This is a genomic window from Alteromonas sp. S167 (assembly GCF_036864375.1).
GTDB lineage: Bacteria > Pseudomonadota > Gammaproteobacteria > Enterobacterales > Alteromonadaceae > Alteromonas.
Genome location: NZ_JAZETR010000002.1, coordinates 420,265 through 439,434 on the forward strand (window position 1 = coordinate 420,265; position 19,170 = coordinate 439,434).

General features: G+C 44.8%; 17 protein-coding genes. 8 read left to right on the top strand and 9 right to left on the bottom strand.

Annotation, left to right across the window (positions count from 1 at the left end; all coding sequences use genetic code 11):
- Positions 1–11: 11 nt before the first annotated feature.
- Together V7R35_RS05070 and V7R35_RS05075 are read left to right on the top strand one after the other, a co-directional pair.
- Positions 12–2,147: a diguanylate cyclase gene (locus tag V7R35_RS05070; RefSeq protein ID WP_334013623.1), complete on the top strand. Its 2,136-nt coding sequence runs from the start codon at positions 12–14 to the stop codon at positions 2,145–2,147.
- A 4-nt stretch (positions 2,148–2,151) separates the two neighbouring features.
- Complete coding sequence (locus V7R35_RS05075; RefSeq protein WP_334013624.1) at positions 2,152–2,472, top strand: GFA family protein; 321 nt, start codon at positions 2,152–2,154, stop codon at positions 2,470–2,472.
- A gap of 57 nt (positions 2,473–2,529) precedes the next feature.
- Here the strand turns inward: V7R35_RS05075 and prsR are convergent, their stop codons facing one another.
- From prsR to V7R35_RS05100, 5 genes are all read right to left on the bottom strand, one after another.
- Positions 2,530–3,891 (bottom strand): PEP-CTERM-box response regulator transcription factor, encoded by a 1,362-nt coding sequence (gene prsR, locus V7R35_RS05080; protein ID WP_334013625.1) that lies wholly within the window; start codon positions 3,889–3,891, stop codon positions 2,530–2,532.
- 51 nt (positions 3,892–3,942) lie between these two features.
- Positions 3,943–6,006: an XrtA/PEP-CTERM system histidine kinase PrsK gene (prsK, locus tag V7R35_RS05085; RefSeq protein WP_334013626.1), complete on the bottom strand. Its 2,064-nt coding sequence runs from the start codon at positions 6,004–6,006 to the stop codon at positions 3,943–3,945.
- 122 nt (positions 6,007–6,128) lie between these two features.
- On the bottom strand, positions 6,129–7,253 hold the full coding sequence (locus tag V7R35_RS05090) for a beta-ketoacyl-ACP synthase III (RefSeq protein ID WP_334013627.1): 1,125 nt from the start codon (positions 7,251–7,253) through the stop codon (positions 6,129–6,131).
- A gap of 269 nt (positions 7,254–7,522) precedes the next feature.
- The gene (locus tag V7R35_RS05095) at positions 7,523–9,325 is read right to left on the bottom strand and encodes a choice-of-anchor I family protein (RefSeq protein ID WP_334013628.1); all 1,803 of its coding nucleotides are present in this window, start codon (positions 9,323–9,325) and stop codon (positions 7,523–7,525) included.
- Positions 9,326–9,567: 242 nt separating this feature from the next.
- On the bottom strand, positions 9,568–10,110 hold the full coding sequence (locus V7R35_RS05100) for a hypothetical protein (protein WP_334013629.1): 543 nt from the start codon (positions 10,108–10,110) through the stop codon (positions 9,568–9,570).
- A 247-nt stretch (positions 10,111–10,357) separates the two neighbouring features.
- On the opposite strand from V7R35_RS05100, the gene V7R35_RS05105 reads away from it, so the two are divergent.
- Positions 10,358–11,158: a M48 family metallopeptidase gene (locus tag V7R35_RS05105; protein WP_334013630.1), complete on the top strand. Its 801-nt coding sequence runs from the start codon at positions 10,358–10,360 to the stop codon at positions 11,156–11,158.
- An 86-nt stretch (positions 11,159–11,244) separates the two neighbouring features.
- Here V7R35_RS05105 and V7R35_RS05110 read toward each other — a convergent pair whose 3' ends face one another.
- Positions 11,245–12,087, bottom strand: coding sequence for a mechanosensitive ion channel family protein (locus V7R35_RS05110; RefSeq protein ID WP_334013631.1), 843 nt, complete (start codon positions 12,085–12,087; stop codon positions 11,245–11,247).
- Between the two features lie 827 nt (positions 12,088–12,914).
- Here V7R35_RS05110 and V7R35_RS05115 point away from each other — a divergent pair.
- From V7R35_RS05115 to ruvX, 4 genes are all read left to right on the top strand, one after another.
- The gene (locus tag V7R35_RS05115; protein ID WP_334013632.1) at positions 12,915–13,643 is read left to right on the top strand and encodes a 16S rRNA (uracil(1498)-N(3))-methyltransferase; all 729 of its coding nucleotides are present in this window, start codon (positions 12,915–12,917) and stop codon (positions 13,641–13,643) included.
- 131 nt (positions 13,644–13,774) lie between these two features.
- Entirely contained in the window at positions 13,775–14,728 is a 954-nt protein-coding gene (gene gshB / locus V7R35_RS05120) for a glutathione synthase (protein ID WP_334013633.1), read from the top strand.
- Positions 14,729–14,770: 42 nt separating this feature from the next.
- A complete protein-coding gene (locus V7R35_RS05125; RefSeq protein ID WP_334013634.1) occupies positions 14,771–15,373 on the top strand; it encodes a YqgE/AlgH family protein in 603 nt (200 codons plus the stop codon).
- Positions 15,366–15,797, top strand: coding sequence for a Holliday junction resolvase RuvX (gene ruvX / locus V7R35_RS05130; RefSeq protein ID WP_334013636.1), 432 nt, complete (start codon positions 15,366–15,368; stop codon positions 15,795–15,797). Before V7R35_RS05125 ends, ruvX begins: the two co-directional genes overlap by 8 nt.
- A 69-nt stretch (positions 15,798–15,866) precedes the next feature.
- Here the strand turns inward: ruvX and V7R35_RS05135 are convergent, their stop codons facing one another.
- Genes V7R35_RS05135 through V7R35_RS05145 form a run of 3 tightly spaced genes read right to left on the bottom strand, consistent with a single transcriptional unit; the run spans position 15,867 to position 18,388 of the window.
- A complete protein-coding gene (locus V7R35_RS05135) occupies positions 15,867–16,187 on the bottom strand; it encodes a putative signal transducing protein (RefSeq protein ID WP_334013637.1) in 321 nt (106 codons plus the stop codon).
- A gap of 36 nt (positions 16,188–16,223) precedes the next feature.
- Positions 16,224–17,336: a PilT/PilU family type 4a pilus ATPase gene (locus V7R35_RS05140; protein WP_334013638.1), complete on the bottom strand. Its 1,113-nt coding sequence runs from the start codon at positions 17,334–17,336 to the stop codon at positions 16,224–16,226.
- Positions 17,337–17,344: 8 nt separating this feature from the next.
- Entirely contained in the window at positions 17,345–18,388 is a 1,044-nt protein-coding gene (locus tag V7R35_RS05145; RefSeq protein ID WP_334013639.1) for a type IV pilus twitching motility protein PilT, read from the bottom strand.
- 27 nt (positions 18,389–18,415) lie between these two features.
- Between V7R35_RS05145 and V7R35_RS05150 the strand changes: the two genes are divergently transcribed.
- Positions 18,416–19,102: a YggS family pyridoxal phosphate-dependent enzyme gene (locus tag V7R35_RS05150; protein WP_334013640.1), complete on the top strand. Its 687-nt coding sequence runs from the start codon at positions 18,416–18,418 to the stop codon at positions 19,100–19,102.
- Positions 19,103–19,170: the final 68 nt, after the last annotated feature.

Below are 19,170 nucleotides of genomic sequence, written 5' to 3' on the forward strand. Positions count from 1 at the left end.
ATATGGATTTGATGGGGTCTAAGGGAGTGCATACGTTGAAGATACTAGGGTGTGTGCTGGTTTATTGCTTGCTAGTATGTGCTCCAGCGGCGCGTGCTCAAGACGTTGGCAACACACCAATTGACGACATAAACCACTTGCTTGCCACTAAGCAGTACGACACTGCTGAAAGCAAAGCATTACTGCTACTTGAACAAGCGCTTCAAAAAAACGATGTGTCTGCCGATCTGTTTTTCAACTTAGGCGTTCGCCTACAGAAAGCGTCTCGTTTTGAAGCATCAAAAGCCTTATTTAATGCAGCCCTAGAGCGCTACACACAAGAGGGCGACCTTCAGAATATGGCATCTGCACTTCTGTATTTAGGTATTGCCGAGCGCCAGCTAACACACTATACCTCTGCATTTTCCTTTGTAAGACGCGCCATGTCTATTGCGCAAATAGAGCGCAACCGAGAGCTAAAAGCCAAGCTACAGCTTGAACTTGGCATATTGCACCAAGCCCAAGATGAGATAGAAATAGCGCTTGAACCGCTTAAAGAGGCACTTAACTACTTTAGAGATGTAAATGACATCAACCAAACAAGCAATTGTCTGTTAAGAATTGGGGATATTTATTCCCTGCTTAACCAAACAACGCTAGCACAGACCTACTACCAAGACGCTTTTGATGCGGTAAGCCCACTAAACGATAAACGCCTTTTAGGCATTATTAAAACTCGCATTGGTGCCCTTCAATTAAAAAGCGGTTCCAATGAACTGGCAATGAAGTCGATTTCTGGCGGCTTAGAACTTTTGCTTGCAGCTAACGATGACAGCGCTATTGCTCAAGCTCGTTTATTAATGGGCAAAGCACTTGTTGAAAATGGTGACATTGTTAAAGGTAGAGCGCTACTGCAAGAGGCAATGAGCTTTGCCAATTCTTCAGGTCAAGCTAAGTTAGTGAGAGAAAGTCGTCTTGCCTTAGCTGAAGCACACATGAAAGAACAAAACTTTAAACAAGCGCTTTATCACGCGCGAATAGGTACAGTGGATGCCCGAAAAAACAGGCAGCTGCGTGAACAGTTAAGCTTTTTGTCTATACAATTAAGTGCCTATGTGTCGTTAGGTGAATTTAAAAAAGCGTTAGATATACAGTCGGTAATTCAACAGCTTCGCGAAGCGATGCTCGACTCTCAAAACAAAAATGCCATCGAAGGTCTTCAAGCTGAAATAGAATTGGTACGCCAGTCTAGAACCTTAGAGAAACTTCAAGAATCTAAACAGCTCGCGCTGGCGCAAGCTGAACGTCAACGCCTTCAAACCACTCTATTTTGGAGTATTTCACTTGCTAGCTTACTGCTGTTATTTTTGGTGTGGAGCCGCTACAAGCAGCGCGAGCAAACCATACTTCTGCGTCGAGAGGTAAGGCAGCAGACCCTTAGCCTACAAGAGAAAAATAGCGAGCTTGAACAAGCTTATAAAACACTGGAAGAAGTTAGTCTGCGCGACCCATTAACGGGGCTTTATAATCGTCATTACCTAGAATCTCAGCTACCTGGTGAAGTAAAAAGAAGCCAGTTCGCCGCCAAGCAACAAGGTAACACCAGTTCAGAAAAAGCAGATTTACTGTGCCTACTTGTCGATATCGATCATTTCAAACGCATCAACGACGACTACGGTCATATTGCAGGAGACAAGGTACTGTCGGCCTTTGCCCAAATTCTCAAAAATGTATTTAGGCAGACCGACCTTATTATCCGCTGGGGTGGCGAAGAATTCTTAGTGGTTTGTCGTCAATCCAACCGTGAAGAGCTTCCCGAACTTGCTGAGCGTTGCAGAGAAATGGTAGCCACCTCTGCCTTTGATGTAGGTTTGAATGACCCGATATCCATAACCTGTAGCGTAGGTTTTTCTTTGTTACCGCCTTCATCAAACGGCAGTGAAAACTTTGATGAGGTATGGGCACACACATTTGCCGTAGTCGATTACGCCCTTTATGCCGCCAAACTTTCGGGGCGAAATGGCTGGATAGGCGTTGTCGAAACGTATGATGATCAAGGCAAAAACAGAACAGCATTAGATAACAAGTTTAACTTTCCAAGTTCAAGAATTGTGACCTCGTTTAACAACATAGCAAGTATTACGTGGCCGGAGAACCCTGAGGAGTAGCAGAATGTATAAAGGTACCTGTAGCTGTGGCGCTGTGCAGTTTGAAGTTGACCATATTGATGAGTTTGATACTGATTACGAGACCCTTAGCAACAGCGATAATCGAGCGTTTAGCATCGATGTCGACAAAGATAAACTTTTCGTAGACGCATCACCATCTGCGCTAGCGAAACTTAACGAGGCCTGCGGCGACACGCATCATGTTTGCAATGTCTGCGGCAGTACATTGTTTACCGAGAAAAGAAGTGACAGAAGCGTTCGTGTAGACGTGGTATTCACGGGTCATGACGTACGCATTGAACCTCATCGCCAATTTGTATTTTAAAACTGGCGATAGGGTTCGGTTGTAAGTAAAGGTGTGGTTAAAGATATGAGCTTAACGCTAGTCTGAACTTTTAATATCTTCCATGTGATATTTGTCGATTAGCGAATACAGCGTAGGACGCGTAACACCAAGTAATTCAGCAGTACGTGACATATTTTTTTCTGCTTTGAGATACGCTTTGCGAATTGCGCGACTTTCAGCAATTTCACGTACCTCTCGAAGATTGAGTGTTTCAGGTTCGTCCGCGGCATCCACTGGCATAAGCCCTAAATCATCCGGCTGAATAACTGTGCCTTCAGCCATAATTACTGCAGACTTCAGCTTGTTCTGCATTTCTCGAATGTTACCCGGCCATTTGTGCGCTAGCATGGCATTTACGGCAGACTCTGAGAAACTTTTTGCCTTGGCTTTAAATTCTTCTCGATAGATATTCAAGAACGTGCGCGCCAATAAGATAATATCTTGGTCGCGGTCACGAAGCGGCGGGATCATAATCGGCATTTCACCCACACGATAATACAAATCTTCACGGAAGGTCTCTTCGGCAACCATATTTTGCAAATTACGGTGCGTAGCGCAGATAACGCGAATATCCACCGGGATCTCATTACGACCGCCCACACGCTCGATAACACGCTCTTGTAAGAAGCGCAGCATTTTTGCTTGAAGACCAATAGGCATATCACCAATTTCGTCTAAGAATAGGGTTCCGCCCTGCGCTGTTTCAATTTTACCTAGCGTGGTTTTATTCGCGCCAGTAAACGCGCCTTTCTCGTAACCAAATAGCTCACTTTCTAGCAAGTTTTCGGGAATAGACGCACAGTTAATGGCAACAAATGGCTTGTCTTTTCTTGGGCTATGCTCGTGAATGCTGCGCGCAAACACTTCTTTACCCGTACCACTCTCGCCAAGTAGCAACGTGCTAATGTCGGTATTGGCAATTTTTTCAGCACGACGCACTACTTTTTGAATGGCTTCACTATTACCTACTATGCGCGACATGCCCTGACGTGTGCGCGCAAGTACCGTATTTTCATGTTCTAACTTTGCAAGGTTTAATGCACGGTTTACCAATAGCTTTATAGTGTCGGAATCTATTGGCTTTTGATAGAAATCATAAGCGCCAAAATCAATTGCCTTAAGGGCATTTTGTTTGTCGTTATTCCCCGTTACTACAATTACCTTTGTGCGAGGGGCAAGCGAAATAATATCGTGAAGTATACGAAGGCCTTCAGATGCATTAGCAGGGTCTGGCGGTAGGCCTAAATCTAGCGTAACTACCTTGGGCTCGAATCGACGCAACTGAGCAATGGCTGAAGTGTGATCGTCTGCAAACACAACGTTGTAATCGGTTAGGCTCCATTTTAGTTGTTTTTGGATACCTAAATCATCGTCTACTACCAAAACGGTATCAGTCATTTTTTCGTCCTATCTATTAACTTCTTCCATAGCACTGGAAATTACGCCCTACTATCCTAACGGAAAGTGCAGTGTAAAACAGCTCCCTTTGCCTGGCTCGCTTTGCACTACTAGCTTTCCACCTATTGATTCAATGTAGGTTTTCGCGTCGTAGGCACCAATACCCATACCGGCATTGCCTTTGGTGGTATCAAATGGCTTGAAAAGGCGCTCTTCAATAAACGTTTTATCCATTCCAATACCCGTGTCTTCAATCATTACTAGCTGCGCATTATTGTGATTATCAGTGGTAACCACAACATCAACGCTCCCGCTATCGTCGGTGGCCTGTTGCGCATTACTTATTAAGTGATACAGCACGTTTGCTACTTTGTCTTTATCTACAACTACCGACGACTCGCTAAGCACGTGAACCGTTGGTATGGGCGCCAAGCCGCCACACCTTTTCGTCACCACGTCATCTGCAATTTCAGAGAGTAAAAAATCATCGTTAACGCCCTCTTCTACTGCTTTTTTGTCGGTAAGCTGCTTAAGCATTTTTTCCATTCTGGCTTTAGTATGCTCAAGGGTTTCAAAGGTGTCTTCAATAAATTCGGGGTTGTGTTTGTGCTGCTGGGCATTAGCAAGAATTAAATCTACCTGCGCAAGCACGTTTTTAAGGTCGTGCAGTACAAACGCCGACATGCGATTAAACGCTGCAAACTGTGCATTTTCGGCAACCACTTGTGCAGCTTCGTAGTGTTGAACATACGTACCCACTTGTTCTGATACCGCGGTTAGGTAGTCCTTTAATTCCCAATTTAAGTTTCTTTTCTCTTTATCACCCGATGCCAAAACAGCAAAGCCCCATAGGCCGCCGTCTTTTGTGAAGGGCACGAAAAGTTGATAACCATAGTGTTTTAGCGAGTTTCTATCCAGCTTTAGCCCATCGTAATCGAACGGCTTTACTTGGTATGCATCGGTATCAATAATCCAACCGTTGTTACCACTGTACTGTGCAAGGGCATGTAAAATAGCGAAGTTGTTCTCTTTATTGCCTTCATCACCTTTATTACTTTCATTGCCTGCGTCTGCTGACGGCTGCTCTTTAGCTACTTGCTCGAAACCATCGTTTGTCATTTTGTACAGTTCACCAGACTCATACTGTATGGCGTTTAGCATGCCAGTAAGGCCCGTATGATAGACATCTGAAGTACTGCCTCCTGTGCGTGTAAGCCACTGTGTCAGCTTTACCCACTCTACTCGATAGTCGAACTGATTAGCGAAGAAATGTTTAGTGATGAATATTTTAATTTTAGTTCTAAAAGCGGTAGACAAGAACACCGTTGCAAGCAGTGCGAACGACATGACCACAAGGATAATCTGTACTGTTGCTCCCCAATTACCGCCAAGATAATTGATGGCGTATCCTACAATAGCCATAACAAACAGATATCCACCCGCCACTAACAGTAATGAACTGTGAAGCACCACATCGCGAGAGATAAATATATCAATGCCCCAGTTTTGAATACGGCGGATAGAAATAACCAAAAGAGGCATAAGTAAGAAATAGATATAGCCACGTGCAGCGATGTAACCTATTTCAACCTGATTCACCATTGTGGCATTGGCATAAGTCACGAATTCAAATAGGTTAGTAGCGCCAAGATAAATAATGAGCGGTTTGAATGCCCACTGCTCCCTGCCCGCTTGGCGGTAGACAACCTCAAGCAGCACCAGCACTTCAAGCGACAATACAATTAACGCTAAGAAGCTCCACGCGGGGTTCACCGCTAACAAATAGGGCGCCAGTAGTGCGGCAACAGCAGGTGCTAAAATAATTAAAGTGGCAGGACGTTTAATAACGTCAGAAAAGCTTTTAAAGCTGGTTTGAATACAGGCAGCTAAGAAAAGCAGCCATGCCAATTGCTTGAGTATATCGGCACTTAACAGGCCGGTAAGGGCAATGGGGCCAAATAAGAAGGTGATAAGGCTTGATGACCAAACAAAGGTTGCAGCAGTTGCTAATACCAACAAGTGCTTTGCCACACCGGGCTTTCTTACGGTAAGCAATAGCAGTAACAGCACCAAATGCGCTAGGCTATTAAGTGTATAGCCTATATCTGAAATCATCCCTTTCTCACCCTTATAGTGTTTTTAATTGGGCGGCTTAATGCAGTGTTATTCACCACGCTTAGTGTATAACGCGAACTTTCTTCGGCGAAATACACAAAGCGCGCCGTGTTTACACTTACTTAGCGCTTGCGAATAACCAAAGACCCTATGGAGTAACCCGCACCAAACGAGCACAACACGCCAACATCACCAGAAACCAAGTCTTTGTGATTTAGACCAAAAGCAATGACCGAGCCAGCTGATGCTGTGTTCGCAAACTCATCAAGCACAATAGGTGCTTCTTCACGGTTTGCTTCACGCCCCAATAAGCGTTTGCAAATCAACGTATTCATATTGATATTGGCTTGGTGTAACCACCAACGCTTAACGCCTTCAGGGGTTATATTGTGACTTGCTAGGTGTGATTCTATGTGCGCTGCTGCCAAAGGACACACTTCTTTAAATACTTTGCGTCCAGCCTGATGAAATAGCTTATCTGGTCCATATGGGTCAACGTCTTCAGCGCGTGTCATGTAACCAAAATTAGAGCGAATATTATTTGAGAATTTAGTCAGTGCCTTTGTGCTCAACACATCATACACATGGTCACCTTTTGCTGTTTCAGCTAACTCCAGCACGGTAGCGGTAGACACATCGCCGAAGATAAAGTGGCTGTCTCTATCGGTGTAATTAATTTGTGGTGACACCAGCTCTGGGTTTATTACCAACACGCGCTTGGCGTTGCCAGCACAGAGCATTTCATAGGCGCGATGCATACCAAATGTGGCAGCCGAACAAGCCACCAGCATGTCGAAACCAAAACCTTCAATGTTCAGTGCTTCTTGCACTTCTATAGCAATAGCTGGATAGGCACGCTGTGTGTAGGCACATGACACAATAACGGCATCAATGTCGCTGCCTTCAAGATTCGCAGACGCTAGTGCAAGTTTAGCTGCCTCAACGGCAATTTCGGCTTGATGTGAAAGCTCATCGTCAGCCCTAGGCTCAATCTTTGGCTTCATTCGCGCAATGTCTAACGCACCTTCTTTTTTATAGATATAACGGCTTTTAATGCCCGATGCTTTTTCGACAAACTCTGCGCTAGAGTATGGCATAGCGCTGATTTCGCCAGCCTCTATTTTTAATTGGTTTTCATTGTTAAATGCGTCAACGTAAGCATTGTAGCTATTTACAAGCTCTTCGTTGGTAATACTCTCTTGAGGGTGCCATACACCCACACCACTAATAACAACTTGATGAGACATAACCGTTCTCTTTTTTCCTTTCAGCAACCCACCTGCATACAAAGAAAAAGCGTTCAGGCAAATACCGCGCGATGCATTGCTGTATAAATTTTATCTGTCAGAGATACAAGAGCTTAACTCTATATCCCCGTATTATGCGTCATAGCTTACCTCAAAACAGATTGCGCTGTAACTATTAGCGCACAATCACGTGGACTAAAACGTAAAAAGCCCCGCACAATTGCGAGGCTTTTAGACTACGAATCACCTAACGTAGGTGAACGATTCAATTACAGCTGGTTAATTTGCCATACGGTAACGGTACCGCTAACTTCATTACCCACGATAAGAAGTGGCACGCCGCTTGGGCTGTCTTCAGCACTTACGAACACTAGGCTCTCTGGTGCTAGGTCGCCAATTACGTTGTCAGCTGTAAGGCCTTCCGTTAGGTCACGGTTAATCACATACTCTGAGAACTGCACATCGTAAGGATTAGTAACGTCGTATACAAAGATACCGCCCATACGTTCTGTGCCGATAAAGGCATACGTACGGTCGCCCACTTGACCCACTGTCAGCGCTTCTGGCTCTGGACCTTTATTTTCTGAACGCGAGTCGCCTACGTTTTCGTCATCACCGTTGTTAAACAGTTCGCCGTGAACAGATGCCGTGATACGCTCAAAGTCATCACCTGAATCGTATACCACTAGGCCGTTTTGATCCCAGATAGTAAATGAACGAGCACCGTAAGCATACGCCGCGTCAAATTCACCGTCGCCATTCATATCGCCCATGGCTGTAGTAACGCGTAAATCGTCGGCTTCGCCAGTAGCTTGCAGCATAGCAAGTTCAGAATTAGCTTCAGCTGTAAGATCTGATACTCGTACTTCGTCGGTATACGCTAAGCAGCCGTCATCAGCATCAAACTCAAGACCACCCGCTGCAGTACACGCTGTTGCATCTGCTGCAGCAAAGAAGTACTCACGCGCATCACCTTCGTTTGCAGTTACTACGAACGTTGCATCTTTCCAAGTGAAGTTAGCAATGGTATCTGGCTGATATACACCATATAAACCAGTGTATTGACCGAAACTTACCGAACCGTTTTCTTGAACATCAATGTTAAGACCAGCCCATGATTTGGTGCCAAGGCCTACAACATCAACAGTTAGCTCTTCTAAGTCAATTACTGCAAGGCCGTTATTTTCTTGAAGGCTTACGTAAGCAACATCATTTGTTGCTGTAATGTATTCAGGTTCAAGGTCCTGCGCTACCGTTGTAGCAATGGCAGTACCGTTAATTGTGCGACCAGAAGGATTAGGGAACATCATGCCCTGCGCCATTAAGTCAGCTTGCGAACCGTTGAATGCAGTAAAGCCAACCGTTGTGCCTGTTTCTTCAGGCTCACCGCTTGCAAGAATGTTGATTACGGTAACAGAACCAACTGGGTCAATGGTGTAGTCGCCAGAAGGTTCACCTTCGTTTGCCACTAAGACCTTGCCACCGTCAGGTGTGAAAGTAACCATGTCTGGTAGTGCGCCAACTTCAACAGAATCTAGGAAAGCAGGTGCAGATGAATCTAGACCGCTATAGAAAAGCACATAACCGTTGTCCGTTGCTACCGCTGCCGGTACGGCTACGGCCATTAGGTCACCACTAATAGCAATGCTGGTAAGGCTGCCAAGCGCAACGCCATTTATATCTGCTGGTAAGCTAAGACTAGTTGGCGTAAGCGTAGTAGTATTAATTGGGTCAGCCATTGTGGCTGTTGAAACACCAGCAGCTGGAATAATTGAAATGGTATTCGTGTCGCCGTTGGTTGCGTAAATAGTGGTAGTAGCAGCATGATACTGAACAATTTCAGCTGCGGCAGAATTACCTAAAAATGCACGACCCACAACGTCCATTGCAATACCAACAGATGCATCGGTACCGTCTGCACCGTTTTCACCTGCTTCGCCTTGCTCCCCTTGAGGGCCTTGTGCACCAGTCTCACCTTGTACTCCATCGTCACCATCAAGACCACAGCCGGCAAGAGACGCCGAAACCAAAAATGCAAGTAACCCATACTTAAACTTATTACGCACTGCCATTTTATTTCCTTTTTGTATTTGTGTCGTACTTTCTTATGGCGTCTATGCGGCAACTATTGTTTATACCACTTTATTTTCGTAAGCATTTACAAATGCTGCTGACGCATCTATACCCAGTACACCAGAAAAATCATCTAACTTCTATGTATAAATTAGCCCCAGTTTATGACACAAAAATTAATTTGGCAAAGCGTTAAGAAACTGTCTGATAGTTAAAGTGTTTTAGTAATTAAGGAACGAAATCAGATGTCGCTAGAACAGTTTAAGGGCGACACGTGGTACATCTCCACTTCGCTACCTACTCGCACACTCACACAATCTCCAACCATTAGGTTGTCTTGTTCTGTTGTTACAATCACGTAATCACCATCAACCGCTTCTAAGCCCACTTCTAAGCCATTTAAATCGCCTTCGAAAAGCGATACCGCCATACCGCTGAAAACGGCACCGAAAAGCGCGGAAAACAGCATGTCGTCGTCACCAAAGTTGAAAAGTGCACCTTCTACAGCGCCCATAGCTGCTGCCTCTTGCGCGTGAGATTCAAACTGAATAGGCCTAACATCGGCAACGGTAGCGTAAAACGTAGTAACGAATTGATTTCGCTGTTGGTTAGATATTTCACCTACCGAGGTGCAGCCGCTCATTAACAACATAAGGCCACTTAAACCCAGTAGTTTGACCTTCGTAGGACGAGAAAAGACAGAACAAAAGTGTGTGAAACGCACCGCTAAAGACACACAAGAAGGTACCGCGGAAAGTGCCGCTGAAGATAGAGAAACAGTCATAATAGTATTCCAGTAAAAAGCCCGACTGCTTCAATGTAGTTTAGTGTAGATGAACGTTACCTTAACCAAATACAAACAAAGCCGTGCGCAAGCTTAATCGTGCATTCGAATTCACCATGGTGATAAACTAGCAATACAACAATATTTTAATTAACGCCCAGTTCTGTTAAAAGTACTAGCTATTAAGTAGCAGTTATATAGCAATATTCGGATAGCCCATGGCGAGTAAAGACGATAAGGAACCTACATGAAATTGAAATTCACAACATCGGCAGTTATTGCAGCGGTGCTTACACTAACCGCATGCGCAACGTCGCCAACTGGCCGCAATCAAGTTTTACTGTACTCAGAAGACCAGCTGGCTCAAATGGGCAGCCAGGCATTTACGGGTATGAAAGAAGAACTAAAAATTTCGAACAAATCTGTAAGTAACGACTACGTACAATGTGTAGCGGATGCCATAACAGCACAGGTACCCTCCACCGTATTTAGCGGCGAATGGGAAGTGGTAGTTTTTGACGATGAACAAATCAATGCGTTTGCCCTGCCTGGCGGTAAAATTGGTGTTTATACCGGTATATTAAATGTTGCTGAAAATCAGCATCAGCTGGCCGCCATTATAGGCCATGAAGTAGGTCATGTTATTGCCGAGCACGGTAACGAGCGCATGTCGCAATCAACGCTGATTAACGTGGGCTCACAAGCTGTAGGCCAAGTGCTTGCGGCTAATGAAGTACCTCAATCAGGGCCTATCATGGCAGCCATTGGTCTTGGTATGCAGGTAGGTGTTCAGCTGCCATTTAGTAGAACACATGAATCGGAAGCCGACGTGATTGGTCTTCAATTAATGGCTAAGTCAGGCTTTGATCCAAGACAGTCTGTTAATTTATGGCAAAACATGGACGCGGCAAGTGGTGGTGAAAGACCAATGGAATTCTTGTCTACTCACCCGGCTCCGCAAACACGTATCGACAACTTACAAGCCAACATGCAAGCCGCTTATGCAGACTACCAGGCAGCGTCATCCCGTCCTAGTTGTACGCGCTAACCTTTCAAACGATTACGATTGCCTTTTAAACACAAAAACGCCGCATTTAGCGGCGTTTTTTTGCTTTCTGTTTGATGCAATACAGCTTACTCACTGTCTGCTTTGTGCAAGTGAACATCCATTTGTGGGAATGGAATAGAAATGCCTTCTTCGTCGAAACGCAGTTTCACCTTCTCGGTAAAGTCCCACTTAACCGCCCAAAAATCAGGAGAATTCACCCATGGGCGAACCACAAAATTAACGCTACTGTCAGCCAGTTCAGAAACCGCTACCGTTGGCGCTGGTTCATCAAGAATACGCTTATCTTCTTTTACCATTTCTTGAAGAATGGTTTTGGCTTTTAATAAGTCTGCGTCGTAACCAATACCCACAACCATATCAACACGGCGCGTGTCTTTGGCTGAGTAGTTGGTAATGTTGTCGCTATAAATTTTGCCGTTAGGGACAATAATTTCTTTGTTGTCAGGCGTGTTCAAAATAGAAGTGAAAATACCAATTTTCTTGACAGAGCCTGCTGTACCAGCCGCTTCCACAAAATCACCTGCTTTGAATGGCTTAAACACAAGAAGCATTACACCTGCAGCGAAGTTTTTCAGCGAGTCTTGTAGTGACAAACCAATAGCGAGACCAGCGGCACCTAAAATAGCAACGAGTGATGTGGTATCTACGCCTAGCTGATCAAGCGATGCCACAATAACGAACAGCATTAAAATGGCGCTTAGAATAGACTCTAAGAAATCTACCAGCATGTTGTCGTATTTCGACTTTGCCATCAAGCGTCTGAATACTGATAGTAGAAAGCCAACAACAAGTCTACCAATAACATAAATGGCAATCGCCATAGCGATGTTTATGCCCCATGGAATAGCATAATCATTAATATAGCCTTCAATGTTACTTGCTGAAAAAAGCGATAATTTTTCTTCCACAATGTGTTCCTTATTATTTTCCAAGCCAACGTACTACGCTGCATAACGCACATGCACAAGGGCATATGTAAATGTATGAATACCGTATCAGGTATTTTAATTTACACCAATAGAGCAAGCGCCGAATTATGTACTTTTTATCCAAAAGCCTAATAGATCTGCATTTTACATTTCAGTTTATTCGATTTTTCGCATACTTACGTATGGGTAGTAACACCCTTTTTCGGTAGCGATATTTTTATTGAGTTGTAATATCAATGTCACTAAATCGGTGGATACTTTCCTCGAATTTTAATGGGCTTGGTAAGCTTTGTGTTTTCGGAATTTTTACCGGAAGTGTAAGAACTACAAGCTATTTTTATTGGTGCTTTTTTAAACAAAAAATAGTAAACTAAAGTCGTACGTCGAGACCGCGCAACTCAACAAATGCTTATGTAAAAAGCAGGAACAAAGCGCACTAGGTTTCGAAGAGCTTTAGCATACGATGTAAAGTAAAGGACTCACACATGTTGCTACTCATCACATTGTTTTCAGTTGTTTTGTGTCTATTTTTGTACTCTTTACGCACAGATAAAGGTAGGCACACGAAGTATGCGCGCACCGAAGAAGGCGCCGTAAACTAAATACCGCTTAATATGGTGTAGGTGCTTTCGGATATTTGTATTTGTAGCTACACCATTTCTATTTGCCCGCAATGGTTTATGCGGTTTTGTTAACTTCTACATCGCCATTTCAACATCACTTCTCTGCTCGCAATGCAAATCAGCGTTGCAACATACGTTAAGTGACAAGTATCATAAGGCCCAAATCTTTCTATACTGTTTGGCATGCGCATACCTCGAGTTTATTACCCCAACCCTATTCCGCTAGAACAAGAATTCACGCTAACAGATGATGCAGGCCATCATATTGCTACTGTGCTTCGTTTAAAGCCCAACCGTCCAATTGTGCTTTTTAATGGTGACGGAAACGAGTATAGCGCCCAAATTATCAGTATTCAGCGCAAGAAAGTCATCGTTGAGGCAGACGCCTGCCTTTCAATCGCAAAGGAATCTCCACTTCACTTACACCTCGGTCAAGGCGTGTCGAAGGGCGATAGAATGGACACGGTGTTACAGAAAAGCGTTGAACTTGGCGTTACTGAAATTACACCAATTATTACCGAGCGCTGCACGGTAAAACTAGATGAAGCTCGCTGGGAAAAGAAGCTGCAGCAGTGGCAAAAAATCATTATTGGAGCTTGTGAACAAAGCGGTAGAAACTATCTTCCTACGTTGAACGCGCCCGTCTCACTAAATCAGTGGCTTGCCAGCTCTACTACCACAACACGTCTCGTTTTAGCGCCAGGGGCCGAGCAAAGCCTTGCTCGTCAACCTTACAACGCGCAAGGCTACCGCTTGTTAATTGGCCCAGAGGGAGGCTTGTCAGAAGCTGAAATTCACCTTGCCAATGAAAACGGCTATCAGTCGACAAGTTTAGGCCCTCGTATTTTACGAACCGAAACGGCCGCCATTACAAGTTTAAGTATTCTTCAAGCGCAGCATGGCGATTTATAAAACCCAAGCTTGCGCAATCATGCAACAAAAATACGCTTGAACTGGGGCTTTTATGCCCCAACATATCAACTATAGTTAATAAATGCGCGAAACCGCGCTATGCCTTACCCACATTCCGAAGTGAGAACACAATGCAATATACCGTTGGCGTAATAATGGACCCAATCGCGGATATTAAACCGCATAAAGACACCAGTTTCGCAATGATGCTTGAAGCGCAACGCCGCGGTGCAAAAGTGGTTTACTTCGAATTAAAAGACTTATTCTTTGATAATGGTAAGCCTATGGGGATTGCTAAAACCGTGACAGTAAAAGACCAACCGTCCGACTTTTACTCCATAGAAGACGAAGCCATTGTCCATTTAGGTGATATTGATGTACTTCTTATGCGAAAGGACCCGCCTTTTGACAGCGAGTTTTTATACGCAACGCAAATGCTGTCATTAGCGCAGGATGCAGGAGCTTTGGTAGTCAATAATCCACAGGCCTTGCGTGATTACAACGAGAAGTTGTTCACAAGCTACTTCCCAGAACATATTCCAAGCACATTGGTGTCGAATAATCAGCCCCTTATTCGCGAATTCCACGCCAAGCACCAAGACATTATTTGTAAGCCCCTAGATGGCATGGGTGGCGCATCTATTTTTCGCGTGAAACCTGACGGCAATAACTTGGGCGTAATCATTGAAACGCTGACCAAGCTTGGCACGCGCTATATGATGGTTCAAGAGTATTTGCCTGAAATTAAAGACGGCGACAAGCGCGTACTTATTGTTGATGGCGAAGTAATGCCTTACTGCCTTGCTCGTTTGCCTACTAAGGGCGAAACACGAGGTAACCTGGCGGCAGGCGGTACCGGTCGCCCTCAACCCATTTCAGATAGCGACCGTGCGCTTGCTGAGGCTATTGCACCAACCCTCAAGGCTAACAACATTATGTTTGTAGGTCTTGACGTTATTGGTAACAAAATTACTGAAATTAATATTACCAGCCCCACCTGCGTGCGTGAGATAGAAGCGGCATTCGACGTTGATATTATGGGTGCACTGTTCGACGCTATCGAAAAACGTTTAGCCAGTAAATAACATACGCTGAGGCTACCTTAGCGATACATTGAGAAAAGCACTATGACAGAAATGAAAAGTTTACAGAATCACTTCTTGGTTGCCATGCCAAGCTTGGACGATCCTTACTTTTCTCGATCATTAATTTACGTATGTGAACACAATGCCGAAGGCGCTATGGGGATTGTGGTGAACCAGCCTTCTACAATGAATGTGAAACAGCTGTTAGAACAGACCGACAAAGATCTTACCGTGTCTGAAGACAAAGCCGAACAAATTGTGCTTGCTGGCGGACCAGTAAATCAAGAGCGCGGCTTTGTACTGCATTCTCCGCAAAACACCGTAAAAGACACATCGCAAGACGCTGAACAAAAATCGTGGGCATCCAGTTTAAAATTGGCGCCGAATGTAATGGTTACCACATCCAAAGATATCCTTACTGCCATCGGTAAAGACGAAGGCCCAGAAGACGTATTAATTGCACTTGGCTACGCAGGCTGGACCGCAGGCCAGCTTGAAAAGGAAATGCAGGAAAACGCGTGGCTAACCATTGAAGCCGATGAAGAAATCTTGTTTCGAACCCCAATGCACAAAAAGTGGCAGGCGACAGTAAATAAGCTTGGTGTTGATGTGTGGCAGCTTGCTCCTGGAGCTGGTCATGCCTGAACAGGGAAGTCGCACAGTATTAGCATTCGACTTCGGCACAAAAAGCATTGGTGTTGCGGTAGGGCAAGAGATCACGGGAACAGCGTCGCCACTTGCCGCCATTAAAGCGCGAGATGGCATTCCTGACTGGTCGCTCATTGAAAAGCTGTATGACGAATGGCAGCCACACGTTGTTGTGGTAGGGCTACCTTTGAACATGGATGGCACCGAACAGGAAATGACGCAGCGCGCACGAAAGTTTGCTAATCGCTTACATGGTCGATTTCGTGTAGCCGTTGAAGTATGCGACGAGCGACTTACTACCACCGACGCTAAAGCCATGCTTTTTGAATTAGGTGGTTATAAGAAGCTCACAAAAGATAAAGTGGATAGCGTTTCGGCGTGCGTTATCTTTGCGAGCTGGAACGAGAGTCAATACGAGTAGTCTCAGAGCTGGTGTTTGGGGATGTTTTTGGATTCAACTACGACGTCTTTCTACCTCGCGTTTCTTGAATTATTTTGCTTCATTGCAGCTCCAGCATATCTCGAACGAACCGCCATTTTCTTCGCCACAGTGCTGACAAAACCAGTCAACATCTGATGATGCTTTACCGTCACTCGCCTTCTGAATGAGGGCTTCAACCACTTTTGATGCCCGTGCATACCACGACTCATCTACCAGCCAAAGCTCTACTTGAGAGTCTTGCCAAGGCAGTTCGCCAATGGCACCGCTGGCAAATTCGTTTTTAACCATATACGGAATAGACAGTGCGTCTAATTCACTGCGCACTGCCTGCAGCTCGAATGCATCTTGCGAAGAAAATAGCTTTTTCAAATAATGCCCCTGAAACAACCTAGTTATAAAGGGTAATCAATCGTCCATATCAATAGACACATTCGACAACGTACCCAAACTAGAACCATCACTTTTATCTAGTTTAATCATTAGGCGTAAGTCGTTAGGTGAGTCGGCGTGATGCAGCGCTTGGTCCATGTCAATTCTGCCCTCTTTGTACAAATCGTACAGCGCCATATCAAAGCTTTGCATGCCCTGCTCTTTACCTTTTTTCATCGCTTCTTTAAGCGCGCCAATTTCGTTTCGCTGAATAAGGTCGCGTACTAAAGGCGAGTTCAGCAAAATTTCTATGGCAGCTACACGGCCTTTTCCATCTGGTGTAGGAACCAGTTGCTGCGCCACAATAGCGCGAATGTTCAAACTTAAATCGAAACGAAGCTTGTCGTGCTGATCTTTCGGTGCCAAGTGCATAATACGCTCTATAGCTTGGTTTGCGTTATTGGCGTGAAGCGTAGCCACACACAAATGACCTGTATCGGCAAATGACATGGCGTATTCCATGGTTTCCATAGAGCGAATTTCACCAATAAGAATAACGTCAGGCGCCTGTCGTAATGAGCTTTTTAGTGCATCGTCGAAAGACTGAGTATCAATACCCACCTCGCGCTGTGTAATTACACAATTCTTGTGCTCGTGAACAAACTCGATGGGGTCTTCAATGGTAAGAATATGACCATGAGAGTTCTGATTTCTATGCCCTATCAGCGCAGCTAATGACGTTGATTTACCCGTACCCGTACCACCTACAAACAGCACCAGTCCGCGTTTTGCCATAATGATATCTTTTAAAACAGGCGGTAGCCCTAAGTCATCTGCTTTGGGTATTTCGGTAACAATTCTACGCACCACCATACCAGCCTGATCGCGCTGCCAAAACGCAGAGCAACGAAAGCGACCGATACCCTCGCGCACAATAGCGAAGTTACACTCTTTAGAGTTGTGAAACTCTTGCTGCTGCTTTTCAGTCATAGCTTCGTGCACTAGCGAAAGCGACGCCTCTTCAGACGTTGCGCCATCGGAAATGGGCGTAAGCTTACCGTTTATTTTTGCACTTACGGGAAAGCCTGCCGTAACGAACAAGTCAGAGGCATTGTTGTCGACCATTTTTTGGAGAAGAGAATCTAGCATTGTCGCTCCTACAGGCTGTTCATGGCTTGTTTATCAATAGACTTTTCAGCAGCGTCTTGTTTAGTAATAACGCCCATAGCCACTAAACGCTGTAGGCACTGATCCATAGTTTGCATACCGTGCGCCTGCCCCGTTTGAATAACCGAGTACATTTGCGGCACTTTGTCTTCACGAATAAGGTTTCTGATAGCAGGAATACCCACCATAATTTCATGAGCAGCAACACGCCCACCACCTACTTTCTTAAGCAGGGTTTGCGAAATTACAGCGCGTAATGATTCAGATAACATCGAGCGCACCATGGCTTTTTCTTCAGCTGGGAATACATCAATAATACGGTCGATAGTTTTAGGTGCCGAGTTAGTGTGAAGCGTACCAAACACAAGGTGACCGGTTTCTGCCGCTGAAATAGCAAGGCGGATAGTTTCTAAGTCACGTAGCTCACCTACCAGAATAACATCGGGGTCTTCACGCAGCGCTGAACGTAGCGCATTGTTAAAAGAATGCGTATCGCGGTGCACTTCACGTTGGTTCACCAAACTAAGTTTGTTCTCGTGAACGAATTCAATAGGGTCTTCAATGGTAAGAATGTGCTCACGTTTATGCGAATTGATATGATCTACCATGGCTGCAAGTGTCGTACTTTTACCAGAACCAGTAGCACCGGTTACCAATACAATGCCCGTAGGCTGGTTTATAATATCTTTGAAAATTTCCGGCGCGCCCAAATCATCAAGAGTAAGAACATTGCTTGGGATAGTACGCAATACCGCCGCAGCACCGCGGTTTTGAACGAAGGCGTTTACACGGAAGCGAGACAAACCACTTACTTCAAAAGAGAAATCGGTTTCAAGATTCTCTTCGTATTCCTTACGCTGCATGTCGTTCATGATTTCGTAAACGAGGGCGTGTACTTGCTTATGGTCGAGGGCCGGTACGTTGAGTTTTCGCATTTCGCCGTCAACGCGAATAATGGGCGGCAAGCCTGCTGATAAGTGCAAATCAGAGGCGTTATTCTTAACACTGAAGGCTAAAAGTTCGGTAATATCCACAATCACTTCTCCAAAACAAGGTGAATAATGCAAACAATAGCAGAAAGACTAAATTCCGCACGAAAAGGAATCCAACAAGCCGCTACCAATGCACATCGTCCACCAAATTCCGTTAAATTGCTAGCAGTTAGCAAAACAAAACCCGTATCGGATATTATGGATGCGTATAACGCAGGACAACGATTGTTTGGTGAAAACTACGTTCAGGAAGGTGTTGAAAAGACGAAAGAACTTGCTCATCTATCAGATATTGAATGGCATATGATAGGGCCCATTCAGTCGAACAAAACCAAGGTGGTTGCTGAGCATTTTGACTGGGTGCAGTCTGTCGATAGAGAAAAAATAGCGCGCAGGCTAAATGACCAAAGACCAGACAACCTAGCTCCTTTAAATGTGTGTATTCAGTTAAACATTGACGATGAAGACAGTAAGTCAGGCGTAAAGCCAGAAGCGTTAGATGAACTGGTATCGTTTATTCAGTCACAAGACAAGCTAATGCTTCGCGGGTTAATGGCGATTCCAAAAGCTAACCCTACTGAAGAAGAACAACAGCGTACTTTCGGTAAGCTAAAGGAATTATTCGACCATTACCACACATCGCTGAGCAATTTTGATACCCTATCCGTAGGAATGAGTGGCGATATGGTTGAAGCCATAGAAAACGGTTCAACTATGGTGCGTATTGGTACTGCTATATTTGGTAAGCGAAATTAGGCAACGGTTTCGAAAATCGTTGGCTGCGCTGAAGCCAAGTAGAAAGCTTGAGTGAAGCACAGAACTTA